The sequence below is a fragment of the Bradyrhizobium sp. CCBAU 51745 genome (assembly GCF_028128715.1).
In the GTDB taxonomy this organism is placed as follows: Bacteria; Pseudomonadota; Alphaproteobacteria; order Rhizobiales; family Xanthobacteraceae; genus Bradyrhizobium; species Bradyrhizobium manausense.
On record NZ_LBJP01000092.1, the window covers coordinates 274,301 to 294,013 of the forward strand.

19 protein-coding genes are annotated in these 19,713 nt (G+C 64.1%); 10 read left to right on the plus strand and 9 right to left on the minus strand.

Features of this window, described 5'->3' with window-relative positions:
- Nucleotides 1-5: 5 nt before the first annotated feature.
- The 3 genes from pqqC to pqqA all read right to left on the minus strand — a co-directional run bounded on the left by pqqC (nt 6) and on the right by pqqA (nt 1,927).
- Entirely contained in the window at nt 6-785 is a 780-nt protein-coding gene (gene pqqC, locus XH98_RS35800; RefSeq protein ID WP_271621340.1) for a pyrroloquinoline-quinone synthase PqqC, read from the minus strand.
- Entirely contained in the window at nt 782-1,711 is a 930-nt protein-coding gene (pqqB, locus tag XH98_RS35805) for a pyrroloquinoline quinone biosynthesis protein PqqB (RefSeq protein WP_271621341.1), read from the minus strand. The genes pqqC and pqqB overlap by 4 nt, the downstream gene beginning before the upstream one ends.
- Before the next feature lie 135 nt (nt 1,712-1,846).
- The gene (gene pqqA / locus XH98_RS35810; protein WP_007595659.1) at nt 1,847-1,927 is read right to left on the minus strand and encodes a pyrroloquinoline quinone precursor peptide PqqA; all 81 of its coding nucleotides are present in this window, start codon (nt 1,925-1,927) and stop codon (nt 1,847-1,849) included.
- Between the two features lie 251 nt (nt 1,928-2,178).
- On the opposite strand from pqqA, the gene XH98_RS35815 reads away from it, so the two are divergent.
- The 5 genes from XH98_RS35815 (at nt 2,179) to tarD (ending at nt 6,184) form a co-directional block, all read left to right on the plus strand.
- A complete protein-coding gene (locus tag XH98_RS35815) occupies nt 2,179-2,436 on the plus strand; it encodes a DUF6894 family protein (protein ID WP_271602429.1) in 258 nt (85 codons plus the stop codon).
- 247 nt (nt 2,437-2,683) lie between these two features.
- Nucleotides 2,684-4,084 (plus strand): amidase family protein, encoded by a 1,401-nt coding sequence (locus XH98_RS35820; protein WP_271621342.1) that lies wholly within the window; start codon nt 2,684-2,686, stop codon nt 4,082-4,084.
- Nucleotides 4,085-4,086: 2 nt separating this feature from the next.
- Nucleotides 4,087-4,563 (plus strand): glutathione peroxidase, encoded by a 477-nt coding sequence (locus XH98_RS35825; RefSeq protein WP_271602431.1) that lies wholly within the window; start codon nt 4,087-4,089, stop codon nt 4,561-4,563.
- Nucleotides 4,560-4,817: a DUF3297 family protein gene (locus tag XH98_RS35830; RefSeq protein WP_092237479.1), complete on the plus strand. Its 258-nt coding sequence runs from the start codon at nt 4,560-4,562 to the stop codon at nt 4,815-4,817. The genes XH98_RS35825 and XH98_RS35830 overlap by 4 nt, the downstream gene beginning before the upstream one ends.
- A gap of 197 nt (nt 4,818-5,014) precedes the next feature.
- Complete coding sequence (gene tarD / locus XH98_RS35835; RefSeq protein ID WP_271621343.1) at nt 5,015-6,184, plus strand: D(-)-tartrate dehydratase; 1,170 nt, start codon at nt 5,015-5,017, stop codon at nt 6,182-6,184.
- A 152-nt stretch (nt 6,185-6,336) separates the two neighbouring features.
- On the opposite strand, the gene XH98_RS35840 is transcribed toward tarD, so the two are convergent.
- Nucleotides 6,337-7,470, minus strand: a complete 1,134-nt coding sequence (locus XH98_RS35840; RefSeq protein WP_271621344.1) for a DUF418 domain-containing protein — start codon at nt 7,468-7,470, stop codon at nt 6,337-6,339.
- 260 nt (nt 7,471-7,730) lie between these two features.
- Here XH98_RS35840 and XH98_RS35845 point away from each other — a divergent pair, with 260 nt between their 5' ends.
- On the plus strand, nt 7,731-8,018 hold the full coding sequence (locus tag XH98_RS35845; protein WP_220005842.1) for a GIY-YIG nuclease family protein: 288 nt from the start codon (nt 7,731-7,733) through the stop codon (nt 8,016-8,018).
- A 293-nt stretch (nt 8,019-8,311) separates the two neighbouring features.
- On the opposite strand, the gene XH98_RS35850 is transcribed toward XH98_RS35845, so the two are convergent.
- Nucleotides 8,312-9,664 (minus strand): malonyl-CoA decarboxylase, encoded by a 1,353-nt coding sequence (locus XH98_RS35850; protein WP_271602434.1) that lies wholly within the window; start codon nt 9,662-9,664, stop codon nt 8,312-8,314.
- 263 nt (nt 9,665-9,927) lie between these two features.
- Nucleotides 9,928-10,743 carry an AraC family transcriptional regulator gene (locus XH98_RS35855; RefSeq protein WP_271621345.1) on the minus strand — a complete coding sequence of 272 codons (816 nt, stop codon included), beginning with the start codon at nt 10,741-10,743 and terminating at the stop codon, nt 9,928-9,930.
- Nucleotides 10,744-10,805: 62 nt separating this feature from the next.
- Here XH98_RS35855 and XH98_RS35860 point away from each other — a divergent pair, with 62 nt between their 5' ends.
- Nucleotides 10,806-11,978, plus strand: a complete 1,173-nt coding sequence (locus tag XH98_RS35860; RefSeq protein ID WP_271621346.1) for an MFS transporter — start codon at nt 10,806-10,808, stop codon at nt 11,976-11,978.
- 2 nt (nt 11,979-11,980) lie between these two features.
- Here XH98_RS35860 and XH98_RS35865 read toward each other — a convergent pair whose 3' ends face one another.
- Nucleotides 11,981-12,694, minus strand: a complete 714-nt coding sequence (locus XH98_RS35865) for an aspartate/glutamate racemase family protein (RefSeq protein ID WP_271621347.1) — start codon at nt 12,692-12,694, stop codon at nt 11,981-11,983.
- Nucleotides 12,695-12,773: 79 nt separating this feature from the next.
- A complete protein-coding gene (locus tag XH98_RS35870) occupies nt 12,774-13,658 on the minus strand; it encodes a LysR family transcriptional regulator (protein WP_271621348.1) in 885 nt (294 codons plus the stop codon).
- Between the two features lie 197 nt (nt 13,659-13,855).
- Between XH98_RS35870 and aspA the strand changes: the two genes are divergently transcribed.
- The 3 genes from aspA to XH98_RS35885 all read left to right on the plus strand — a co-directional run bounded on the left by aspA (nt 13,856) and on the right by XH98_RS35885 (nt 18,639).
- Nucleotides 13,856-15,289 (plus strand): aspartate ammonia-lyase, encoded by a 1,434-nt coding sequence (gene aspA / locus XH98_RS35875; protein ID WP_271621349.1) that lies wholly within the window; start codon nt 13,856-13,858, stop codon nt 15,287-15,289.
- A 91-nt stretch (nt 15,290-15,380) separates the two neighbouring features.
- Entirely contained in the window at nt 15,381-16,706 is a 1,326-nt protein-coding gene (locus XH98_RS35880; protein ID WP_271621350.1) for a dicarboxylate/amino acid:cation symporter, read from the plus strand.
- A 172-nt stretch (nt 16,707-16,878) separates the two neighbouring features.
- Nucleotides 16,879-18,639 carry a methyl-accepting chemotaxis protein gene (locus XH98_RS35885; RefSeq protein WP_271621351.1) on the plus strand — a complete coding sequence of 587 codons (1,761 nt, stop codon included), beginning with the start codon at nt 16,879-16,881 and terminating at the stop codon, nt 18,637-18,639.
- 56 nt (nt 18,640-18,695) lie between these two features.
- Here XH98_RS35885 and XH98_RS35890 read toward each other — a convergent pair whose 3' ends face one another.
- The gene (locus XH98_RS35890) at nt 18,696-19,595 is read right to left on the minus strand and encodes a LysR family transcriptional regulator (RefSeq protein WP_271621352.1); all 900 of its coding nucleotides are present in this window, start codon (nt 19,593-19,595) and stop codon (nt 18,696-18,698) included.
- Nucleotides 19,596-19,713: the final 118 nt, after the last annotated feature.

A 19,713-nucleotide genomic window follows, 5' to 3' on the forward strand; every position in this document is an offset into this window, starting at 1 on the left:
TGTCCTTAGCTCGCCTTGGGCACGAACGCGCCCGGCGGAATGTTGCCCTCGACATAGGCATGATAGAGCGCGTCGAGTTGCACCCACAGCACGTTGGTCTTGAAGATCAGCGCATTGCAGACCGAAGCCCGCTCTTCCGGGGTCCGCGCATGCGTCCGCACATAATCGAGCGCGAAATTGGCATCGCGCGGCGCCTGCGTCAGCCGGCGCTTGAAGTAGCTCATGATGTCAGGATTGACGAAATCATAATGCTGCAACATGCCGGCGATGCGCTCTTCGTGGATGCTCGGCGCGAACAGCTCGGTGAGCGAGGAGGCGATTGCCTCCAGCGGGCTCTTCTCGCGACAGAAATGCACGTAAGCCTCGACCGCGAAGCGCGTCGCCGGCAGGATGCCCTCGGTTGATTCCACATAGGCCGTGTCGAGGCCGAGGCCTTCGGTCAGCTTCAGCCAGCGCTCGATGCCGCCCTCGGAGCCGACATCGCCGTCATGGTCCTCGATGCGGTGACGCCATTCCAGCCGCGTGGCGCGGTCGCGGAAGCGCGAGATCACCACCGCGTCCTTGATCGGGATCGTGCTCTGGTAATAGTAGCGATTCAGCGCCCAGGCCTGCACCTGGCCCTTGTTCAGCTTGCCGCCATGCAGCAGCTTATGGAACGGATGCAGGCTGTGATAGCGCGTCGCGCCGATATGGCGCAGCGTCGCCTCGAGCTCCTCGGCGCTACTGAGCCTGATGTCCTTGCCGATCGAGAGCGCGGTCATTCCCGTCATGGATGCAGCATTCACAGCACGATCTCCGTTCCGTCGGCGGGTATCTGCCAGCCCGCGCCCTCGGCCATCTTGCGTTCAGGCGTGGCAGGCAGCAGTGCCGGGTTCGAGTTGTTGATATGTAGAAATATCTTTCTGCCGATCGAGAGATCGGCCAGCCGCGCAATGGCGCCGTTCTCGCCGGACATCGCGACATGGCCCATGCTCTTGCCGGTCTTGTGGCCAAGGCCGCACCTGATCATTTCGTCATCCTGCCAGACCGTGCCGTCGAAGAACACCAGCGCGGCGCCGTCGATCTCGGCCTTGAGCGCATCGGTGACCTCGGCGCAGGCGGCGATGAAATAGAAGCACTTGCCTGATGATTTGTCTGATATCTTCAGGCCCAGCGTATCGCCATCGCCGCTCCTGCCGCCGGGATGGACCTTGCCCTCGAGATACCAGGCCGATTTGCCCGGCACCGCGAAGGGCAGCACCTCCAGGCCCGAGCGCGCACCATCAGGCAATCGCGGCTCGAACGGCTCACCGATTCCGATCGGCTGGCGCTTGACGTTCTTCTCGTTCAGCACGTTGAAGATGCTGTTGCTGGCCAGGATCGCCAGCACCTTCTCATGCGCATAGACCGTGAAGGGCGAACCCTCGCGCATCGAGAGCAGGCCGGCGACGGCATCGACTTCGCTGTTGGTCAGGATCACGCCTGCGACAGGCGTATGGCGCAGCGCGCCCGCCTTGGGATGCAGCCGCGGCGTGGCATTCAATTGCTGGCGCAGATCAGGGGAGGCATTGATCAGGAACCAATGCTCGTCGTCGCCGCTGAAGGCGACCGAGGCCTGGGTTCGACAAAGCTCGTGGCCGTTTTCACGGGCCGCCCGGCAGCCCTCACACCCGCAATTCCATTGCGGGACTCCGCCGCCAGCCCCGGCGCCCAGGACGACGACGCGAAGCATGATCCGTCTCCTGGAGGCAACGTCGCGAGGTGGATCAAAAGGATCAAAAAGGACTTGGACGACACAGTTTCCATCAGTCGGAAACCGATCGTGACCGAGAGACCCACCTGCGCAGAACGCTTGACTGCCGACCGCTTATTTGCGGGTGGCGCTCACATACATGTTGATTTCCATGCCGCAGGGCACTTCGACGATCTTGGGGGCTTTCCAGGCCATTTCGGCTCTCCATTTTCGCGATTTTGGGACGTCTCCGCCCGGGGGTTAAATTACTGCGGGCGGAAAAGTTCGCCAGTGAAATTTTCCCGAGCACGGCCATATTGCGCCGCGAGACATACGCGGGGAACAGTACTTTCTGGTGATACGGCCTTGCGCCCGGCGCATTCGGTCGTGAACCCTGTCCTGATAAAGCAGTTGTGAGTGCAGTGCAGCTTTCAATCCGGTACAGGCCGCTTTAGCTGGATCTCGTGATGCCAAAATATTTCTTCAACACCCGTATCGGCGATGAACTGATCGTGGACCCCGATGGCGAGGATCTGCGCAATCCCGATCGCGCCTGGGAGGTCGCCCGCCAGATGATCCTGGAGGTGGTGAAATCCGAAGGCGCCCAGCCGGCCTTGCTCGAGGCGGTCATCGAGGTGACCGATGACGACGGCGAGATCGTGCTCGAATTCCCCTTCACCGAGGCGCTGCTGGACCTCCCGGACGAATCCGCGACAAGGCATTAGGGGGAGATCCGCCGCTCCCTCCACGTCATTGCGAGGAGCTCGCGACAAAATTGCGTAGCAATTTTGCGCAGATGCGACGAAGCAATCCAGACTGCCTCCGCGGAGGGATTCTGGATTGCTTCGCTTCGCTCGCAATGACGGAGGATGAGGCACGACCCGGGACCAAACCCGCCTTTCCTCCCTGCGAATTCCGCATGGCTTTGCCGCGATCCCGGCGCTAAAAGACGCCGGTCATACGGAGCATGTCATGCAAGATCTATGGCGCCTGTCGGCCGCCGACCTCGCGGCCCTCGTCAAATCCAGGAAGGTGTCTGCTCGGGAGGCGGCCAAGGCCGGTCTCGACCGCTTGGATGCCGTCAATCCCAGGCTCAACGCCGTGATCGACCACCGGCCCGAGGACGTGCTCAAGCAGGCCGACGCCGTCGATGCCGCCATCGCCAGGGGCGAGGACCCCGGCTTGCTGGCGGGGGTGCCCGTCACCATCAAGGCCAATGTCGACCAGGAGGGCTTTGCCACCACCAACGGCTTGAAATTCCAGCGCGACCTGATCGCGCGCGAGGACAATCCTGTCGTCGCCAATTTCCGCAAAGCCGGGGCGGTTCTCCTCGGGCGCACCAATTGCCCGGCCTTCTCCTATCGCTGGTTCACCACCAATCTCGTCCATGGCGATACCAAGAACCCGCGCGATGCCGCGCTGACCCCGGGTGGCTCGTCCGGCGGTGCCGGCTCGGCGGTGGCGGCCGGCATCGGCGCCATCGCCCACGGCACCGACATCGCCGGCTCGATCCGCTATCCCGCCTATGCCTGCGGCGTGCACGGCCTGCGCCCGACCTTGGGCCGCATCCCCGCCTTCAACCCGGCGCTGCCGGAGCGACCGATCGGTCCGCAGATCATGGCCGTCTCGGGCCCCTTGGCGCGCACTGTGAATGACCTCAGGATTTCCCTCGCCGCCATGTCGGCGCGCGACGTGCGCGATCCCTGGTACGTGCCCGTGCCGCTGGAAGGCCCGGCGCGCGAGAAGCGCGCCGCGCTCTGCCTCAACCCGGATGGACTTGCCACCACGCCTGAGGTCAAGGCCGCCGTGACCGACGCCGGCAAGCGCCTCGAGCGCGCCGGCTGGACCGTCGATGTGATCGAGAACACGCCGCCGATGCGCGAAGCGGTCGAGTGGCAAATCAAACTCTGGCTCGGCGATGCTTTCGAGGCACAGCTCGAGATGGCCGAACGCGAGGGCGATCCCGGCGCGCTGGCCTGCCTGCGCGGTGTCCGCGCCAGGGTCACGCCGATGGACCAGGCGACTTACGCCAAGGCGCTGACCCGAAGAGCCACGCTGACCCGCGAATGGATGCTGTTCTTCGAAAAATATGCGGTGCTGCTGACGCCGGTCTCGGGCGAATTGCCGTTCCCGGATCATCTCGACCGCAAGGACGACGAGTCCTTCAAGCGGGTCTGGGAGGCGCAGCTGCCGCAGATCGCCATTCCCTTCATGGGCCTGCCGGGCCTCGTGGTCTCCACCGGCCTCGTCGGCAAGACGCCCGTCGGCGTGCACATCGTCTCCGGCCGCTACCGCGAGGATCTCTGCCTGCTCGCCGGCGAAGCGATCGAGGCGGGCGGCGTGCCGGCCTCGCCGATCGATCCCGTGGGTTAGCGATGCCTGGGATTTACGACTTCAAGGCCAATTCGCTTGATGGCAAGGAAGTGTCGATGCGCGCCTTCGAGGGACAGGTGCTGCTGATCGTCAACACCGCGAGCAAATGCGGCTTCACGCCGCAATATCGTGGTCTGGAAGATCTGCATCGCGACCTGTCGCCGCGCGGCTTCTCGGTGCTCGGCTTTCCCTGCAACCAGTTCGGCGCGCAGGAGCCGGGGCAGGCGAGCGAAATCCAGGAATTCTGTTCGACTCATTACGACGTCACCTTTCCGCTGTTCGCGAAGATCGACGTCAACGGCGCCAATGCGCATCCCCTGTATGAGTACCTCAAACGCCAGCAATCCGGTCTGCTCGGTTCCTCCATCAAATGGAATTTCACCAAATTCCTGGTGGACCGTGCCGGCAAGGTGACCGCGCGCTATGCGCCGACCGCGCGACCGGAAGGGCTGCGGCAGCAAATCGAAACCCTGTTATGAGCGAGACATCCATGAGCGATGAATTCCCCGATCGACTGTCGGTCGACCCCAACAGCCCCTATTACAACGCCGACATCCTCTCGCGCGACGTCGGCATCCGCTTCAAGGGCATCGAGAAGACCAATGTCGAGGAGTACTGCATCAGCGAGGGCTGGGTCCGCGTCACCGCCGGCAACGCCAAGGACCGCTACGGCAACCCGCTGACCATCAAGGTGCATGGCCCGGTCGAGCCGTATTTCAGGGATAAGAAATAAGCGCGACGTGCCTAAATGTTTCCCCGTCACCCTGAGGTGCTCGCCTCTTCGGCGAGCCTCGAAGGGCGACGGCCCGGCTGCATCTCGGCCGTTCATCCTTCGAGGCTCCCGGCGCGATGCTTTGCATCGCGCCACTCGCACCTCAGGATGATGGGAAGACAGTCGGCGAAGTCCCTCTCGATCACGAAGGCCGCCCCATGTCCGTCCGCATCGTCGACGTCCGCGAGATCACCAAGCCGATCTCCTCCCCGATCCGCAACGCCTATATCGATTTTACGAAGATGACGACGAGCCTGGTCGCCGTCGTCACCGATGTCGTGCGCGAGGGAAAACGGGTCGTCGGCTACGGCTTCAATTCCAACGGCCGTTACGGGCAGGGCGGGCTGATCCGCGAGCGTTTTGCCTCGCGCATCCTCGAAGCCGATCCGAAGTCGCTGCTCGATGCGGCCGGCGACAATCTCGACCCCGACAAGGTCTGGGGCGCGATGATGACCAATGAGAAACCGGGCGGCCATGGCGAGCGCTCGGTCGCGGTCGGCACCATCGACATGGCGGTGTGGGACGCGGTGGCGAAGATCGCGGGCAAGCCGCTGTTCCGCCTGCTCGCCGAACGTCACGGCGTCACCGCCGATCCGCGCGTGTTCGTTTACGCCGCCGGCGGCTATTACTATCCCGGCAAGGATCTCTCGATGCTGCGCGGTGAGATGCGCGGCTATCTCGACCGCGGCTACAACGTCGTGAAGATGAAGATCGGCGGTGCGCCGATTGAGGAAGACCGCACCCGCATCGAGGCGGTGCTGAAGGAGATCGGCAAGGACGCCCAGCTCGCCGTCGACGCCAACGGCCGCTTCAATCTCGAGACCGGCATTGCCTACGCCAAGATGCTGCGGGATTATCCGCTGTTCTGGTACGAGGAAGCCGGCGATCCGCTCGACTACGCGCTGCAGGCCGCACTCGCCGAATTCTATCCGGGTGCGATGGCGACAGGCGAGAATCTCTTCAGCCACCAGGACGCCCGCAATCTGATCCGCTATGGCGGCATGCGCCCCGACCGCGACTGGCTGCAATTCGATTGCGCGCTGTCCTATGGCCTGTGCGAATACCAGCGCACGCTGGACGTGTTGAAGACCCACGGCTGGTCCCCCAGCCGCTGCATCCCCCACGGCGGTCACCAGATGTCGCTCAACATCGCCGCCGGCCTCGGTCTCGGCGGCAACGAAAGCTATCCCGACCTGTTCCAGCCCTATGGCGGCTTCCCGGATGGTATCAGCGTCGAGAACGGCCACATCACCATGCCCGACCTTCCGGGCATCGGTTTCGAAGGCAAGTCCGATCTCTACAAGGAGATGAAGGCGCTGGCGGAGTAAGCCCGTCTGCGTCCACACCCCTCCGTCATTGCGAGCGCAGCTCTCTCCACACGTCATTGCGAGGAGCACTTGCGACGAAGCAATCCAGAGTCTCTCCACAGGAAGATTCTGGATTGCTTCGCTGCGCTCGCAATGACGGGGAGAGAGCTAAGTCACACCTCCGCCACCACCATCGGCTGCCGCACCCCATACATCAACGACCGCCACAGCCATTCCAGCGGTCCGTAGCGGTAGCGGCGCAGCCACCAGGCGCTGAACAGCACCTGTGCGAGGTAGACGGCGATGCCGATGGCGAGGGCCTCGGTGATGCCGAGCCGGCCGAACAGGCCGAGGCCGTAGCCGTAGAAGATCCAGCCGAAGATGATGGATTGCGCGATGTAGTTGGTGAACGCCATCCGTCCCAGCGGCGCGGCCCAGCCAAGCAACTGCTTGCCGCGCTCAAAGCTGGCAAAACCAAGGATGGCGGCACCATAGCCCAGCGCCAGCAGGATGGTGCCGAGCGGCTCCATGCCGCCACAGAGCAACGCCGCACCGAGAGCGATCGCGGGAATCGCGATGACGAACAGGGCGCGCGTATTCCGCACGAGGCCGCTGCGCCAGGCCAGCGCCCCCAGCAGAAACAGCCCGATCGTGCGCAGGAAGACGAACGCGTGGAGCGAGGCGATCAGGGGAAGTTCGCGCAGGCGAAACGCCAGCACGTCGAGGAAGCCGCCGGTCGCATAGATGCGGTTGGCATCCATGACATCGCGCCAGATCAGGGTCCGGCTCGGAAAGAACCCCTCCGGCGGAAAGTCCTGTATCGCCAGATACAGCGCCAGAAACACCAGTGCAGCGAGAGCGATCAGCCAGCGCGGACCAAACAGCAGCGGCAGCACAATGAACCCGGCCAGAGCATATTCGGTGAGGATGTCGCCGTTCCAGATCAGGCACAAATGGATGACGCCGAACACCAGCAGCACGGCGAGCCGGCGCGCCAGCAGCCTGGTGCGGTGCTCGCTCTTGGCGAGCCGGTCGAATTGAATGGCAAGGCCGGCGCCGAACAGCAGCGAAAACAGCGCAAATGCCTTGAGCTCGACGGCCTGCGTCAAGATCGTCTCGACGGCGCGATCGATTGACGAGGCGAGCGTCTTCGGCCCCAGAAACTGCTCGAAGATCGAAACGCGAAATTCCATCACGACGTTGATGGCCATGACGCCGAACAGGGCGATGCCCCTGAGCACGTCGATGGCGTCGATGCGGTCCGCAGGGTTCGTCGGTCGGGCTGATGCTGTGCTAACGGACGTCATGCATGCATTCCAAATGAGTCTCGGCGAATTTTACCGCAAGTCCTGGGACACCAGGGCGAGCTGCCGCCACACCCTCCGTCATTGCGAGCGCAGCGAAGCAATCCAGAATCCTTGCCGCGGAGGGACGCTGGATTGCTTCGCTGCGCTCGCAATGACGGTGTGGCGACAGTCTCGCGATTCACCGCATTCAGTGCGGGTGCTTGCTCGCAATCACCTCTTGGTTGTGATATGCTCCAGACTCGCTTGAAGTGAGGGTAATCATGAAGCAACCCTGCGTCTACATGTTCGCCAATTGTCGCAACGGGACGATCTACACCGGCGTCACCTCAAACCCGCCGCGCCGCGCGTTCGAGCACCGGGAAGGCCTCGTGAAAGGCTTCTCCGCGAAATACGGCTGCAAGGTCCTCGTCTGGTACGAACTGCATGCGACCATGACCGACGCGATCACGCGCGAGAAGCAGATCAAAGGCGGTAGTCGGGCCAAGAAGCTCGCGCTGATCGAAAGCGTCAATCCGGACTGGCGAGATTTGTACGAGACGCTGATCTGACCTTGCAATGCGCGAAGGCGCCGCCACGCTTTTTGTCATTGCGAGCGTGGCGAAGCAATCCAGTCTGCCTCTGCGGGAATAGTCTGGATTGCGTCGTCGAAGGGCTCCTCGCAATGACGGGGATAGAGCGGCGATATCTATCGGAGATCTTGCTTGCTGGGAGCGAATTGCTGAATTGCGCGAGGTGCCGCCACACACTCCTTCATTGCGAGCGTAGCGAAGCAATCCAGAGTCTTTCCGCGGTTCTGGATTGCTTCGCTGCGCTCGCAATGACGGCGGAGAGAACGCGCTCCCTACGACAGCCGCATGTCCAGCAGCCGTCGTCCTTCGCCCTTCAGCAGCTTCTTCACCGCGCTCGACGCCACCACCTCGCCGTCATTGGCGTAGGCCTCGTGGTTCTTCTCGATGTCGTCGAGACGGTAGAGATAGTTGACCATCACGCCGGCGGATTCGCGCAGGCCCTTGGGCGAGAGGTCGCCGAGCCAGTTGATGCGCTCGAGCCGCGCGCCGTTGCCGAGGTGGAAGCGGGCGACGGAATCGATCAGGCGGCCTTTCGGCGTGCGTGCCCTCAGGAAGTAATAGGCGGCGAGCGGCTCGATCACGGCGCGCAGCTGCGTGGTCGTCTCCGGATTCTCATACCATTTGGGATCGTCGAGGCGCTTCATCACCTCGCGGTCCTCGTCCGACAGCGGCAGATCCTTGTCCTGCTTGATCCAGGACATGAAGCCCGGCACCGGCGACAGCGTCACGAAATTGTCGAGCTTGGGCAGCTCGCGGCGCAGCTCCTCGACCACCTGCTTGATCAGGAAGCTGCCGAAGGAGATGCCGCCAAGCCCGCGCTGGGTGTTGGAGATCGAATAGAACACCGCGGTGCGCGCCTTCTCGATTCCCAGATGCTGGCGATCGACCGCGAGCAGCGGGGCGATCGCGCCGGGAATCGTCTCGGTCAGGGCCACCTCGACGAAGATCAGGGGCTCGTCGACCATCGCGGGATGAAAGAAGGCGTAGCAGCGGCGGTCGACCGGATCGATGCGGCGGCGCAGATCGTCCCAGTCAGAGATCTCGTGCACGGCTTCATAGCGGATGATCTTTTCGAGGATGTTGGCCGGGGTCGACCAGTCAATCCGGCGCAGCACGAGAAACCCCCTGTTGAACCAAGAAGAGAGCAGATGCGAGACGTCGCGGTCGAGCGCGGCGAGGTCGGTGTGTCCGTTCATCATGCCGAGCAGGTCGGCCCGCATGGCGACGAGATCGCCGGTGCCGCCGGGCGCGCGGTTGAGCCGGCGGATCAGCTCCTGTCGCCGCGGTTCCGAGGCGAAATGCAGCGCGCTGGCGTCCTCGTCATCAGGTTGACTGCGCCACTTTTCGATCGCCTTGCTCAGGCGCTCCCGGTCCGGTCCGAAATCGCGCACCAACCCTTCGAAGAAGGCGCGTCGTCCCGCCGCATCCAACTCCTGGTAGATGTCGAGCACCTCACGCGCCATCGCGGTGCCGGAGGCTTCGCCCCGGCCCGACAGTAGCGCGTTGCAAAGCGCGATCAGCCCGTCGGCATCCTGCTTGGTGTCAGCGGAATCCCTCCGGCGCAGCAGCGTTCGGCCGCGCTCGGAAATTGTGGCGAGCAGGTCAGAGAAGAAGGCATTGGCCATCAGGGCTTTTCGAATCCGGGTTTGTGCGATGCGCAAGCTTACACGGGATTTAGGCGGAAGCCGATCACAATCAAGCAGGGGAATGCGGCAACTTTCGTTGGTGCCGTGCGTTTGGAGAATGCCGCTATGCTCGGTGAAGGCGAGAGGGGGCCGGCTGCCTCAACCACCGTCATTGCGAGCGTAGCGAAGCAATCCAGGGTTTCTCCGCGGTGGCAGTCTGGATTGCTTCGTCGCAAGAGCTCCTCGCAATGACGAGGCTGGAGCTACACCTTCCCCGCAAACTCCGTCGGCGTCCGTCCCGTCACCTGGCGGAACGCGGCCGAGAACGCCGGCACGCTGGCGTAGCCGAGCTGGGTCGCGAGCTGCTTTATGGACACATTCGCATCCGTCGACAGTCTCTGGATCGCCGCCGCGATCCTCGCGCGCTGGCACCAGCTCTTGAAGCTGAGCTGCGTCTCCGCCGAGAACAGCCGCGACAGCGTGCGCGCGGAGGTGCCGACCTCGCGCGCCAGCGTGTCGATGTCGTGCAGGGCGGTGGGATCGTCGAGCACGATCATCGCCGCGCGGCGGCAGCGCACTTCCTGCGGCAGCGGCACGAAGGTCGCGGAATCCTCGGCCTGGTGCAATTCCAGCATGACGAGGCGCACCAGGAGCTGGGTGCGCTCTTCGGTGTTGCGGGCGTCGAACAGCGCCAGGATCGCCTGGTTGAGCAGCGGCGACACCCGCACTACGAATTCCCGCGTCAATCCTTCATAGCGCTGTTCGCGCTTGAGCCAGGCGAGGTCGAAATACAGCGTGCGCATCTCGGTGTCGGCGAGCAGGTCGATGGCGTGCTCGAGCCCGGCCGGCACCCAGACCGCGCGGTCCGGCGGCACCAGCCAGCGTCCGCCGGGCGTATTCACCTGCATCGTGCCCTTCACCGCGTAGATCAGCTGCGCTTCGCGGTGCATGTGCAGATCGATCCGCATCCCCCTGGGATAGTCGCGCGCAACCAAATGCACGCCCGCGGGCGAGCGATGGTTGCTCCGGACCTCCCGCAGGATTGGCGTTTCCAAGATTGGCGTTTCCAAGACAGTCATTGGCAGCACCCCGTCATGGCCAAGACATATAACTCATTTCGGAGCAGGAGAGGATTCGGGACATGAACAGCCCCGTCAGGGTCATCAGTTTCGTCAACGCCGGCCATTTCATCGACCATTATTCAATGCTGATTTTCGCCGCCGCGGTGATCATCATGGGGCCGGCGCTCGGCATGGCCTATTCGGAACTGCTGCCTTACGCGACGCCGGGTTTCATCGCCTTCGGCGCCGGCTCGCTCTTGACCGGCTGGCTCGGGGACCGCTGGAGCCGCCGCCACATGATGCTGATCTTCTTCGTCGGCATCGGCGCCTCCATGATCTCGGTCGGCTTGGCGCAGACGCCCGTGCAGCTCGGCGCCGCGCTGCTCGCGATCGGCGTCTTCGCCTCGATCTATCACCCTGTCGGGACCGCGATGATCGTGTCCTATGCCGACAGGCTTGGCCGCGAGATGGGCATCAACGGCGTCTGGGGCAATCTCGGCGTCGCCTCGTCCGCGCTGGTGACCGGTGTGATCGGCCAATATCTCGGCTGGCGTGCTGCCTTCATCATCCCTGGAATCGTCACCATCCTCATCGGCATCGCCTTTGCGATGCTGGTGGTGCACGAGGACCGCAAGGGCTCGAAGCAGGCCGCAGCCCAGGCTCGCGTGGCCAAGCAGGACATGTGGCGCGTGGTGCTGTCGCTGCTGATCGTCGTGATCGCGATCTCCACCACCTTCAACGCCGTCACCGTGGCGCTGCCAAAACTGTTCGCGGAGCGGCTCGCCGATCTCACCAAAAGTCCGGCGCTGCTCGGGGTCATTGCCGCCTGCGTCTACGTGTTCGGCGCGATGACGCAGTACACGATCGGCCGGCTGCTCGATCGCTATTCGCTGAAGACGGTGGCGCTGCCGCTGTCCTTCATGCTGGCACCGTTCCTCTATCTGGCCGCGAGCCTGAGCAATTTGCCGCTGATCCTGGTCTCGATCGGCATCGTCATGGGCGCCTTCGGCCAGGTCACGGTGAACGACGCCATGGTCGGCAAATACACCAGCGAGGAATGGCGTTCGCGCGCCTACGCGGTGCGCTACTTCATCGGCTTCACCGCGGCGGGCGCGTCAGTCGGCCTCGTCGCCTGGCTCTACGAGCAGGGCGGCTTCGTGACGATGCTGCACGCGTTTGCGGGCCTCTGCCTGCTCGCGATCGCCGCGGCGATCATCCTGCCGCGCGAGATCCGCACGCCCGCGGCGACGTGAGGCTACGCCACTTCCCGCACCGTCTCCTGCGGCGCGGCTAGGCATGATCTGACGCAGGCCTGCGCCAGCAGGTCGGTGGGATCGAGCAGCGCCGCGCCGACATCGCTGTCGAGAGCCGCCAGTGCCAGGGGAATCTCCGTGCAGGCCATCGCGATGTGCGAACAGCCTCTGGCCGCGAGCGCCTCTGCTTCCCGGCCGAGGATGCCGGCCGCTTCGTCCGTTAGTCCTGCCTTGACGAGACGGATCGCGCGCATCACCTCGGCTTGCGCCGTGGCGGCGGGCACCACGCAGGCATAGCCGCGTTCGGCAAGACGCTGCTGGTAGATCCCGGCGTGCACCGTGCCGTCGGTCGCAAGCACCCCCAGGGTCGGGTTCGTCCGCCGCTGCGCAAGCGCCTCAGTGACGGCATCGACGATGTGGATGATCGGCACCGACGTCTCGGCCTGCAGCGCGCCGTACCAATGATGCGCCGTATTGCAGGGGATGGCGATGCGGGTCGCGCCTGACAGCTCGAGCCGGCGCAAGGCATTCAGCATGGCGGGAAAGGGATCAGCGCCGTGCCCGAGGATGGCGGCGGTGCGGTCGGGCACGTCGGTCGCCGAACACACCACCATCTGGATGTGGTCCTGATCGCAGGACGCAGGGGTGTTCCTGACGATCTTGCCCATGAAATCCACGGTCGCCATCGGCCCCATGCCGCCCAGAATGCCAAGCATCGAACTCTCCTTGTTGGAGCCACGATGCACGGCCGCTTCAGGCAAATCCAATGCCTGTTCAGAACGGCATATGCGGCTTCTACATAGTTTTGGGGGCGGCTGCCTGCGCCGCGTTCCAGACCTTTTCCACGATGGGCCGGGTCCGGCGTGCGCTGCGATAGAGCCGAACCTCCAGCGGGATCTCCGGCCCCACGATGGTGAGGGTGCCCTCATCGATCTCCCGGGCCACCAGGCTGCGCGGCAGCCACGCCAGGCCATAGCCCTCCAGCGCCATGAATTTCAGCCCCTCGGCCATGGCGTTCTCGTTGGTATGGGTCACGTGCGCCGGCGGCGAGCCGGCCTGGGCCTGGGCGAAGGTGGCGACCCGTCCCAGGAACGAGTTCGCGGCGTAGCTGAGCAGGGGCAGCGAAGCGGTATCGTCTCCAGCGAGCGCCGTGCTGCGGATGGCGACGAAACTGTCCATGCCGACGACGATATGCGGGTAGAGCTCCGGCTCCAGCAGGATCGGCACATTGGCATGATGGAAGGTGAGCAGGAAGTCGTAGCTGCCTTCGACCAGCGCCTGCAGGCAGCTGTGAAAATCATCGGGCAGCAAGCGGCTGCCGATCGGCCCGACCTCTTTCTCGATGGTCCGGAACCAGCGCGGAAAGAAGTGCAGCGACAGGGTGTGCAGAGCGGCGATGGAGACCACTTGCGTGCTCGGCCGCTTGCTCGCCTGAAGCGCGAGACGACTCGCATGGAGCATGCGAACGGTTTCTTCCGCGGTCTCCAGGAACTCACGACCCTCGGCGGTCAGCGTCGTCGGGTAGCTGCTGCGGTCGACGAGGGACACGCCGAGCCAAAGCTCCAGCGCCTGGATCCTGCGGCTGAACGCAGACTGCGTCACGTGCCGCTCGTCGGCCGCGCGCGAGAAGCTGCGCGTTCGCGCCAGGCTGAGAAAATCCTCCAGCCATTTCAATTCCATCGGGTCTGCTCCGGGCGAGGCTCGCCTTGCGAAGATGCCCTGATCCTGGCGGGAAATCTATGCAAAATCGGAATAGAGCTTGCCGGCATAACATTGGACGGTCCGCCGTCCCCAGGCGCATGCATCGCCCCGCAATGCCAGGCCTCAGCGCGAGGCCCACTGTCTCCGGACAACGGAGCTGACCAGCGGGAGATGACATGCGGACGGAACATGATCTGCTTGGCGAGCGCGAGGTGCCTCTTGAGGCCTATTACGGCGTCCACACGCTGCGCGCCGTCGAGAACTTTCCGATCTCGGGGATCGCGATTTCGGCCTATCCGGAGCTGATCGGTGCGCTCGCCGCCATCAAGCAGGCGGCGGCCCTGTCCAACATGGAGCTCGGCCTTCTCGACCAGCGACGCGGCCGGGCCATCGTCGCGGCCTGCGAGGAGCTGCGCGCCGGCCGGCTGCACGACCAGTTCGTCGTTGACGTCATCCAGGGCGGCGCCGGCACCTCCACCAACATGAACGCCAATGAGGTGATCGCGAACCGGGCCTTGGAAATTCTTGGCCACGCCAGGGGCGCGTATGCCGCGCTGCATCCGAACGAGCACGTCAACATGAGCCAGAGCACCAACGACGTGTACCCCGCGGCGCTGAAGATCGCGACGTCGCATGGCTTGCAGATTCTCGTGAGAGCGATGGACGTCCTTCGTCTCGCTTTCGCCGACAAGGCTGCGGAGTTCAAGGACGTCCTGAAGATGGGGCGGACCCAGTTGCAGGACGCGGTGCCGATGACGCTGGGGCAGGAGTTCAACACCTATGCCGTCATGATCGGCGAGGATCAGGAGCGCCTCCGCGAAGCAGGAACCCTGATCCACGAGATCAACATGGGCGCAACCGCCATCGGCACTGGCATCAACGCCCACCCGGATTATGCGCGTCTCGTCTGCCGCTATCTGAATGCGATCACGGGATTGCCGCTGGTGACCGCGCCTGATCTCGTCGAGGCGACGCAGGATTGCGGCGCCTTCGTTCAGATCTCCGGCGTGCTGAAGCGCGTCGCGGTCAAGATCTCGAAGATCTGCAACGATCTCCGGCTGCTCTCGAGCGGGCCGCGGGCCGGGTTCGGCGAGATCAATTTGCCGGCGGTCCAGGCCGGCTCCTCGATCATGCCCGGCAAGGTCAATCCTGTTATCCCCGAGGTCGTGAACCAGGTCGCTTTCGAAGTGATCGGCAACGACGTCACGGTGACCATGGCCGCCGAAGCGGGCCAATTGCAGCTCAATGCCTTCGAGCCGATCATCGCGCACAGCCTGTTCAAGAGCATCAGCCATCTCAGCCGGGCCTGCCTGACGCTGGAGCGAAGCTGCGTCGCAGGCATCACCGCCAACCGCGACCGTCTCAAGGCCGATGTCGAAAACTCGATCGGCCTCGTCACCGCACTCAACCCCTATATCGGTTACGCGGCCGCGACGGCCGTCGCCGTGGAGGCACATGCCTCCGGCCGCGGCGTTGCCGAGCTCGTGCGCGAGCGCGGCCTGCTCACCGAGGCCACGCTGGCGGCGATCCTGAAGCCGGAAATGCTGACGCGGCCGCAAAGTCTTGCCGCTACGGACCAGGACGGCCGCCAGCCACAGCCGATTTGCTGAAACGATCAGCACAACTGCGTCGACGCGCCTGCGGGCCGCGGGTCGTCTCCGAACCGTCGTGATCAGGCGTACCCAAGGGAGGTCATAGACAATGACGATAAGTGCCGACAATTCACCCGCGCGACCCAACCGCCTGACCAATGCTCTCGTGGTCAGCCTGCTGCTCGGCATCCTGGCCGGCTACGCCTGTCATGAGCTGGCGCCGACGCCGGAGATGGCGAAGACCATCGCCGGCTATTTCTCGATCGCGACTGACGTGTTCCTGCGCATGATCAAGATGATCATCGCGCCGCTCGTCTTCGCCACCATCGTGTCAGGGATTACCAGCCTCGGCTCCGAAGGCGGGGCGGTCGGCCGCATTGCCGCCAGGTCCATGGGCTGGTTCGTCTCGGCCTCGCTCGTCTCCCTCGGCCTCGGCATGATCTTCGCGAACCTGTTCGCGCCGGGGCGGGGCTTGCAGCTGCCGCTTCCCAACGCCGATGCCGCCAACACCTTGCAGACCGCCGGATTCAATCTGAAGGACTTCATCACCCACGTCTTTCCGACCAGCATCGCCCAGGCGATGTCGACAAACGAGATCTTGCAGATCCTGGTCTTCGCCGTGTTCTTCGGTCTCGCCCTCAGCAGGTTGAAGACGAGCCACGCCAAGACCATTGCGGCGTCGATCGACGAGCTGGTCCACATCATGCTGCAGATCACCAACTTCGTGATGAAGTTCGCCCCGCTCGGCGTGTTCGCGGCCATTGCGGCCGTCATCACCACGCAGGGCCTTGGCGTGCTCGTGACCTACGGCAAGTTCATCGCGACCTTCTATTTCAGCCTCGCCGTGCTCTGGAGCGTCCTCGTTCTCGTGGGCCTCCTGGCCCTCGGCCGGCCGGTGCTTCATCTCATCGGCCTCTTGCGTCAGCCGATGCTGCTGGCCTTCTCGACCGCGAGCAGCGAGGCCGCGTACCCCAAGATGATCGAGCAATTGACCAAGTTCGGCGTCAGCGAGCGCATCTCGGGCTTCGTGCTGCCGCTGGGCTATTCGTTCAACCTCGACGGCTCGATGATGTACCAGGCCTTTGCGGCCCTGTTCATCGCCCAGGCCTACGGCATCGAGCTCAGCTTCACGCAACAGCTCGTCATGCTCTTGGTGATGATGGTCACCAGCAAGGGCATCGCCGGCGTGCCGCGCGCGGGGCTCGTGGTCGTCGCCGCGACGCTGCCGATGTTCAACCTGCCGGTGGGCGGCATGCTTCTCGTCATGGGCATCGACCAGTTCCTGGACATGGGCCGGACCATGACCAATGTCATCGGCAACGGCATTGCGACGGCGGCCGTGGCGAAGTGGGAAGACGAGCGTGGTCTGATCGAAGAGCCATCCGTCGAGACCGCAACGCCGGCCGTTGCCGTAGCTGGTGCGGCGGGCGGATAGAAGGCTGGTCCGGCCCATTCGAAAACATGCTGCGCTTGATTCAAAGGCCCCGGCGGTAGCCGGGGCTTTTGTCTTTGCCGGACACGTTTGCCGCGCTTCGATGCAAGACACGACTAGCCGATGCAAATTTCGCATAAGATTTTTGTGCAAGGCGCCGCGTTCGGCGCCGTTAGTGAAAGTCCTCGTCAAGTTTTCGATCGCAAGGTTCGGCCATGATTGCAACGACAAGGGATTTCGCATGAAGAAGATCAAGATCGCGTGGCGATTGGGCATGCTCACGCTCGGCAGCGTGCTCGCGATGATGGTGCTCGTTGGCGTGTCCCTGGTCCAGCTGCGCGATCAGATGGAGGCCGAGAGGACGCGGGCGCTGCGCGGTGCCGTGGACGTGGTCGCATCGCAGATCGCGGCCTATCAGCAGGATGTGCTTTCAAGTCGCTTGAGCCGCGACGAATTGATTGCGAGGGTCAGGGAGATCGTCGCGAAATCGCGATATGACGGCAACAACTACTTCTTCGTCTATGATTGGGACGGGCTCAATCTCGCCGATGGCGGCACGCCCGAGAACGTCGGGAAGAACTTGATCGACAAGGGCGATGTCAATGGACGCCTGTTCCGGCGCGAGATCGTCGATCTCGCCCATAGCGCAGGCAGCGGGACCGTCACCTATTATTTCCCCCGCAACGGCCAGCCGCAGCCGCTGCGCAAGCAAGCCTTCGTCAGGGCGATTCCGGACCTGAAGCTGATGGTCATCAGCGGCATGTATGTCGACGATCTCGACGCATCGTTCAATGCTGCGGCGCTGCGGCTCGGCGGTCTTGCCTTGCTGGTGGTGCTCATGAGCGTGGCGTTTGCGGTGGTGATCGCAGCAACGATCTCCCGGCCGCTGCGGCGCCTCGAGGAGCGGCTGCGCAAGATCGTGTCGGGCGAGATCGAAGGACACATTCCGGGGCTGGACCGGCGCGACGAGATTGGCGCCATGGCCGCAGCCGTCGCCGTCTTGCGTGACCATTCCGCCGATCGATTGGCGCTCCAGGCCTCGCAGGCAAAGCTCAAGCTGGAGGCGGAGAGCGAGCTGAAAGACGTGCTGGCGCGTGCGACTTCGTCCTTCGAGGAATCGGTCGTCGGTTCGGTGGATGAGGTCGTGGAGGCGGCCGGACACATCGCCGATGCGATCCAGGAATTGGAGCGGTTCAACGCCGACAACATGCTGCGCAGCCGCACGGCATCGGCGTCCGCAGGAGAGATCGCCGGCAGCGTGCAGACCATGGCCGCCGGGGTCGAGCAGCTCGATGCCTCCACCCGGAACATCAATGGCCGCGCCCAGGAAGCGAGCCAGGTGGCGGATGTCGCCAGCGGTCGCGCAACCCAGGCCGGACTGATGGTGGAAAGCATGGTGCAAGCCGCAACAAAGATCGGCAGCGTCGTGGAATTGATCAGCGATATCGCCGGCCAGACCAATCTGCTGGCCCTCAACGCGACCATCGAGGCGGCGCGGGCGGGCGAAGCAGGCCGCGGCTTTGCGGTGGTTGCGGCAGAGGTCAAGACGCTGGCGACGCAAACGGCGCGCGCGACGGAGGACATCTCGTCCCAGGTGCTCGGCATCCAGTCGGCGACCCAGGCGGCGGCAAGTGAAATCGCTGCGATCGTCGCCGTCATCGGCGATATCAGGGAGCAGAGCGCGAGGATTGCCCGAGAGGTTCAGGAGCAGAGCGGCGCCACCAGCGACATCAACCGCGCGGCGAGGTGCGCCGCGCAAGGTGCCGAGCATCTGCAGAAATCGGTCGAGGATGTCTGTTCGAAGGCCGTCATGGGCCAGTCGATTGCGCAAGGCGCGGGCTCGCGCGCAGAGGCGTTGCGAAGCAGATTTGGCGATTTGAACGAAGCGGCGCTGGGCTTTGTCCGCAAGCTCCAGGCGCTCCAGTCGGCGGCGTAGGACTCTCGCCAGCTGCGCCTGCGCCCCTTTGATCATCACCGGGGCACAGGCCGCAGCTATGCGCTGACTGCCGCCATTCGTTCAGCCATATAGTCCACGAACACCCTGACCTTGGGCGGAATTGCGCGGTTGTCCGGCAGCACGACCCATGTGGCCATTTCATCTCGGCCTTCAATCTTCCAGTCCGGCAATATCTGCACCACCGCCCCGGATGCGAGTTCGGGACCGACGGCCAGGCGGTTGAGCATCCCGATGCCGTAGCCGCCCAGGACAAGTGCGCGGTACACCGGACCGTTGTCTGTGCTGACAAAGGTGCGTGGCTCGTGGACGACCCGCTCACCCTGCCGGAACACCCATGGCACCTGGTTGCGGAAGGGCAGGCAGACGTGCCCGGCAAGATCACCGGGACTGCGCGGCGCACCGTGTGTCGCGACATAGGAGGCTGAAGCCGCGAGAATGTAGTCGATCCCGCCGATCCGGCGGGCGACCCAGTCCGGACGGTCGACCGTGCCGAACCGGATCGCGACGTCGGCGCCAACATGGGCGGGATGGACGACGGCATCGTCGGCGATGATGTGAAGGTCGATGTGGCGATAGCGTGCACGAAAGTCGGCGAGCGCGGGGACCACGAACAGGGTGGCCCCGTTGATCGTGGTCGCCACGGTCAGGCGGCCGCGCGGTTCCTGACGCAGATCCTGGAGCGCGCCTTCGGCGCTGCGGATTTCGTCGCGAATGCGGTCGACGTGCTCGAGGTAGACGGCGCCGGCCTCGGTGAGCCGCACGCGTCGCGTGCTGCGGTCGAACAACCGGCAGCCAAGGCGCGTCTCCAGCGCCCGGACGCGTTCGGAAACCACGGACTTCGTCAGCTTCAGCCGGGCCGCCGCAGCGGTGAAGGAGCCGGCCTGCGCAACCGTGGCAAACTCCTCCATGCCAGTGAGATCGCCGTGACGACCCATGTGACCACCCCTCGCACGGGGCCTGACGGCGTCCCGGCCCTGATTGTCGTCCTATGTCGAACAGATATTCCGCCGATGGCTTCTTATCACGGGAGGAGCGCCGGACTATACCCCCGAC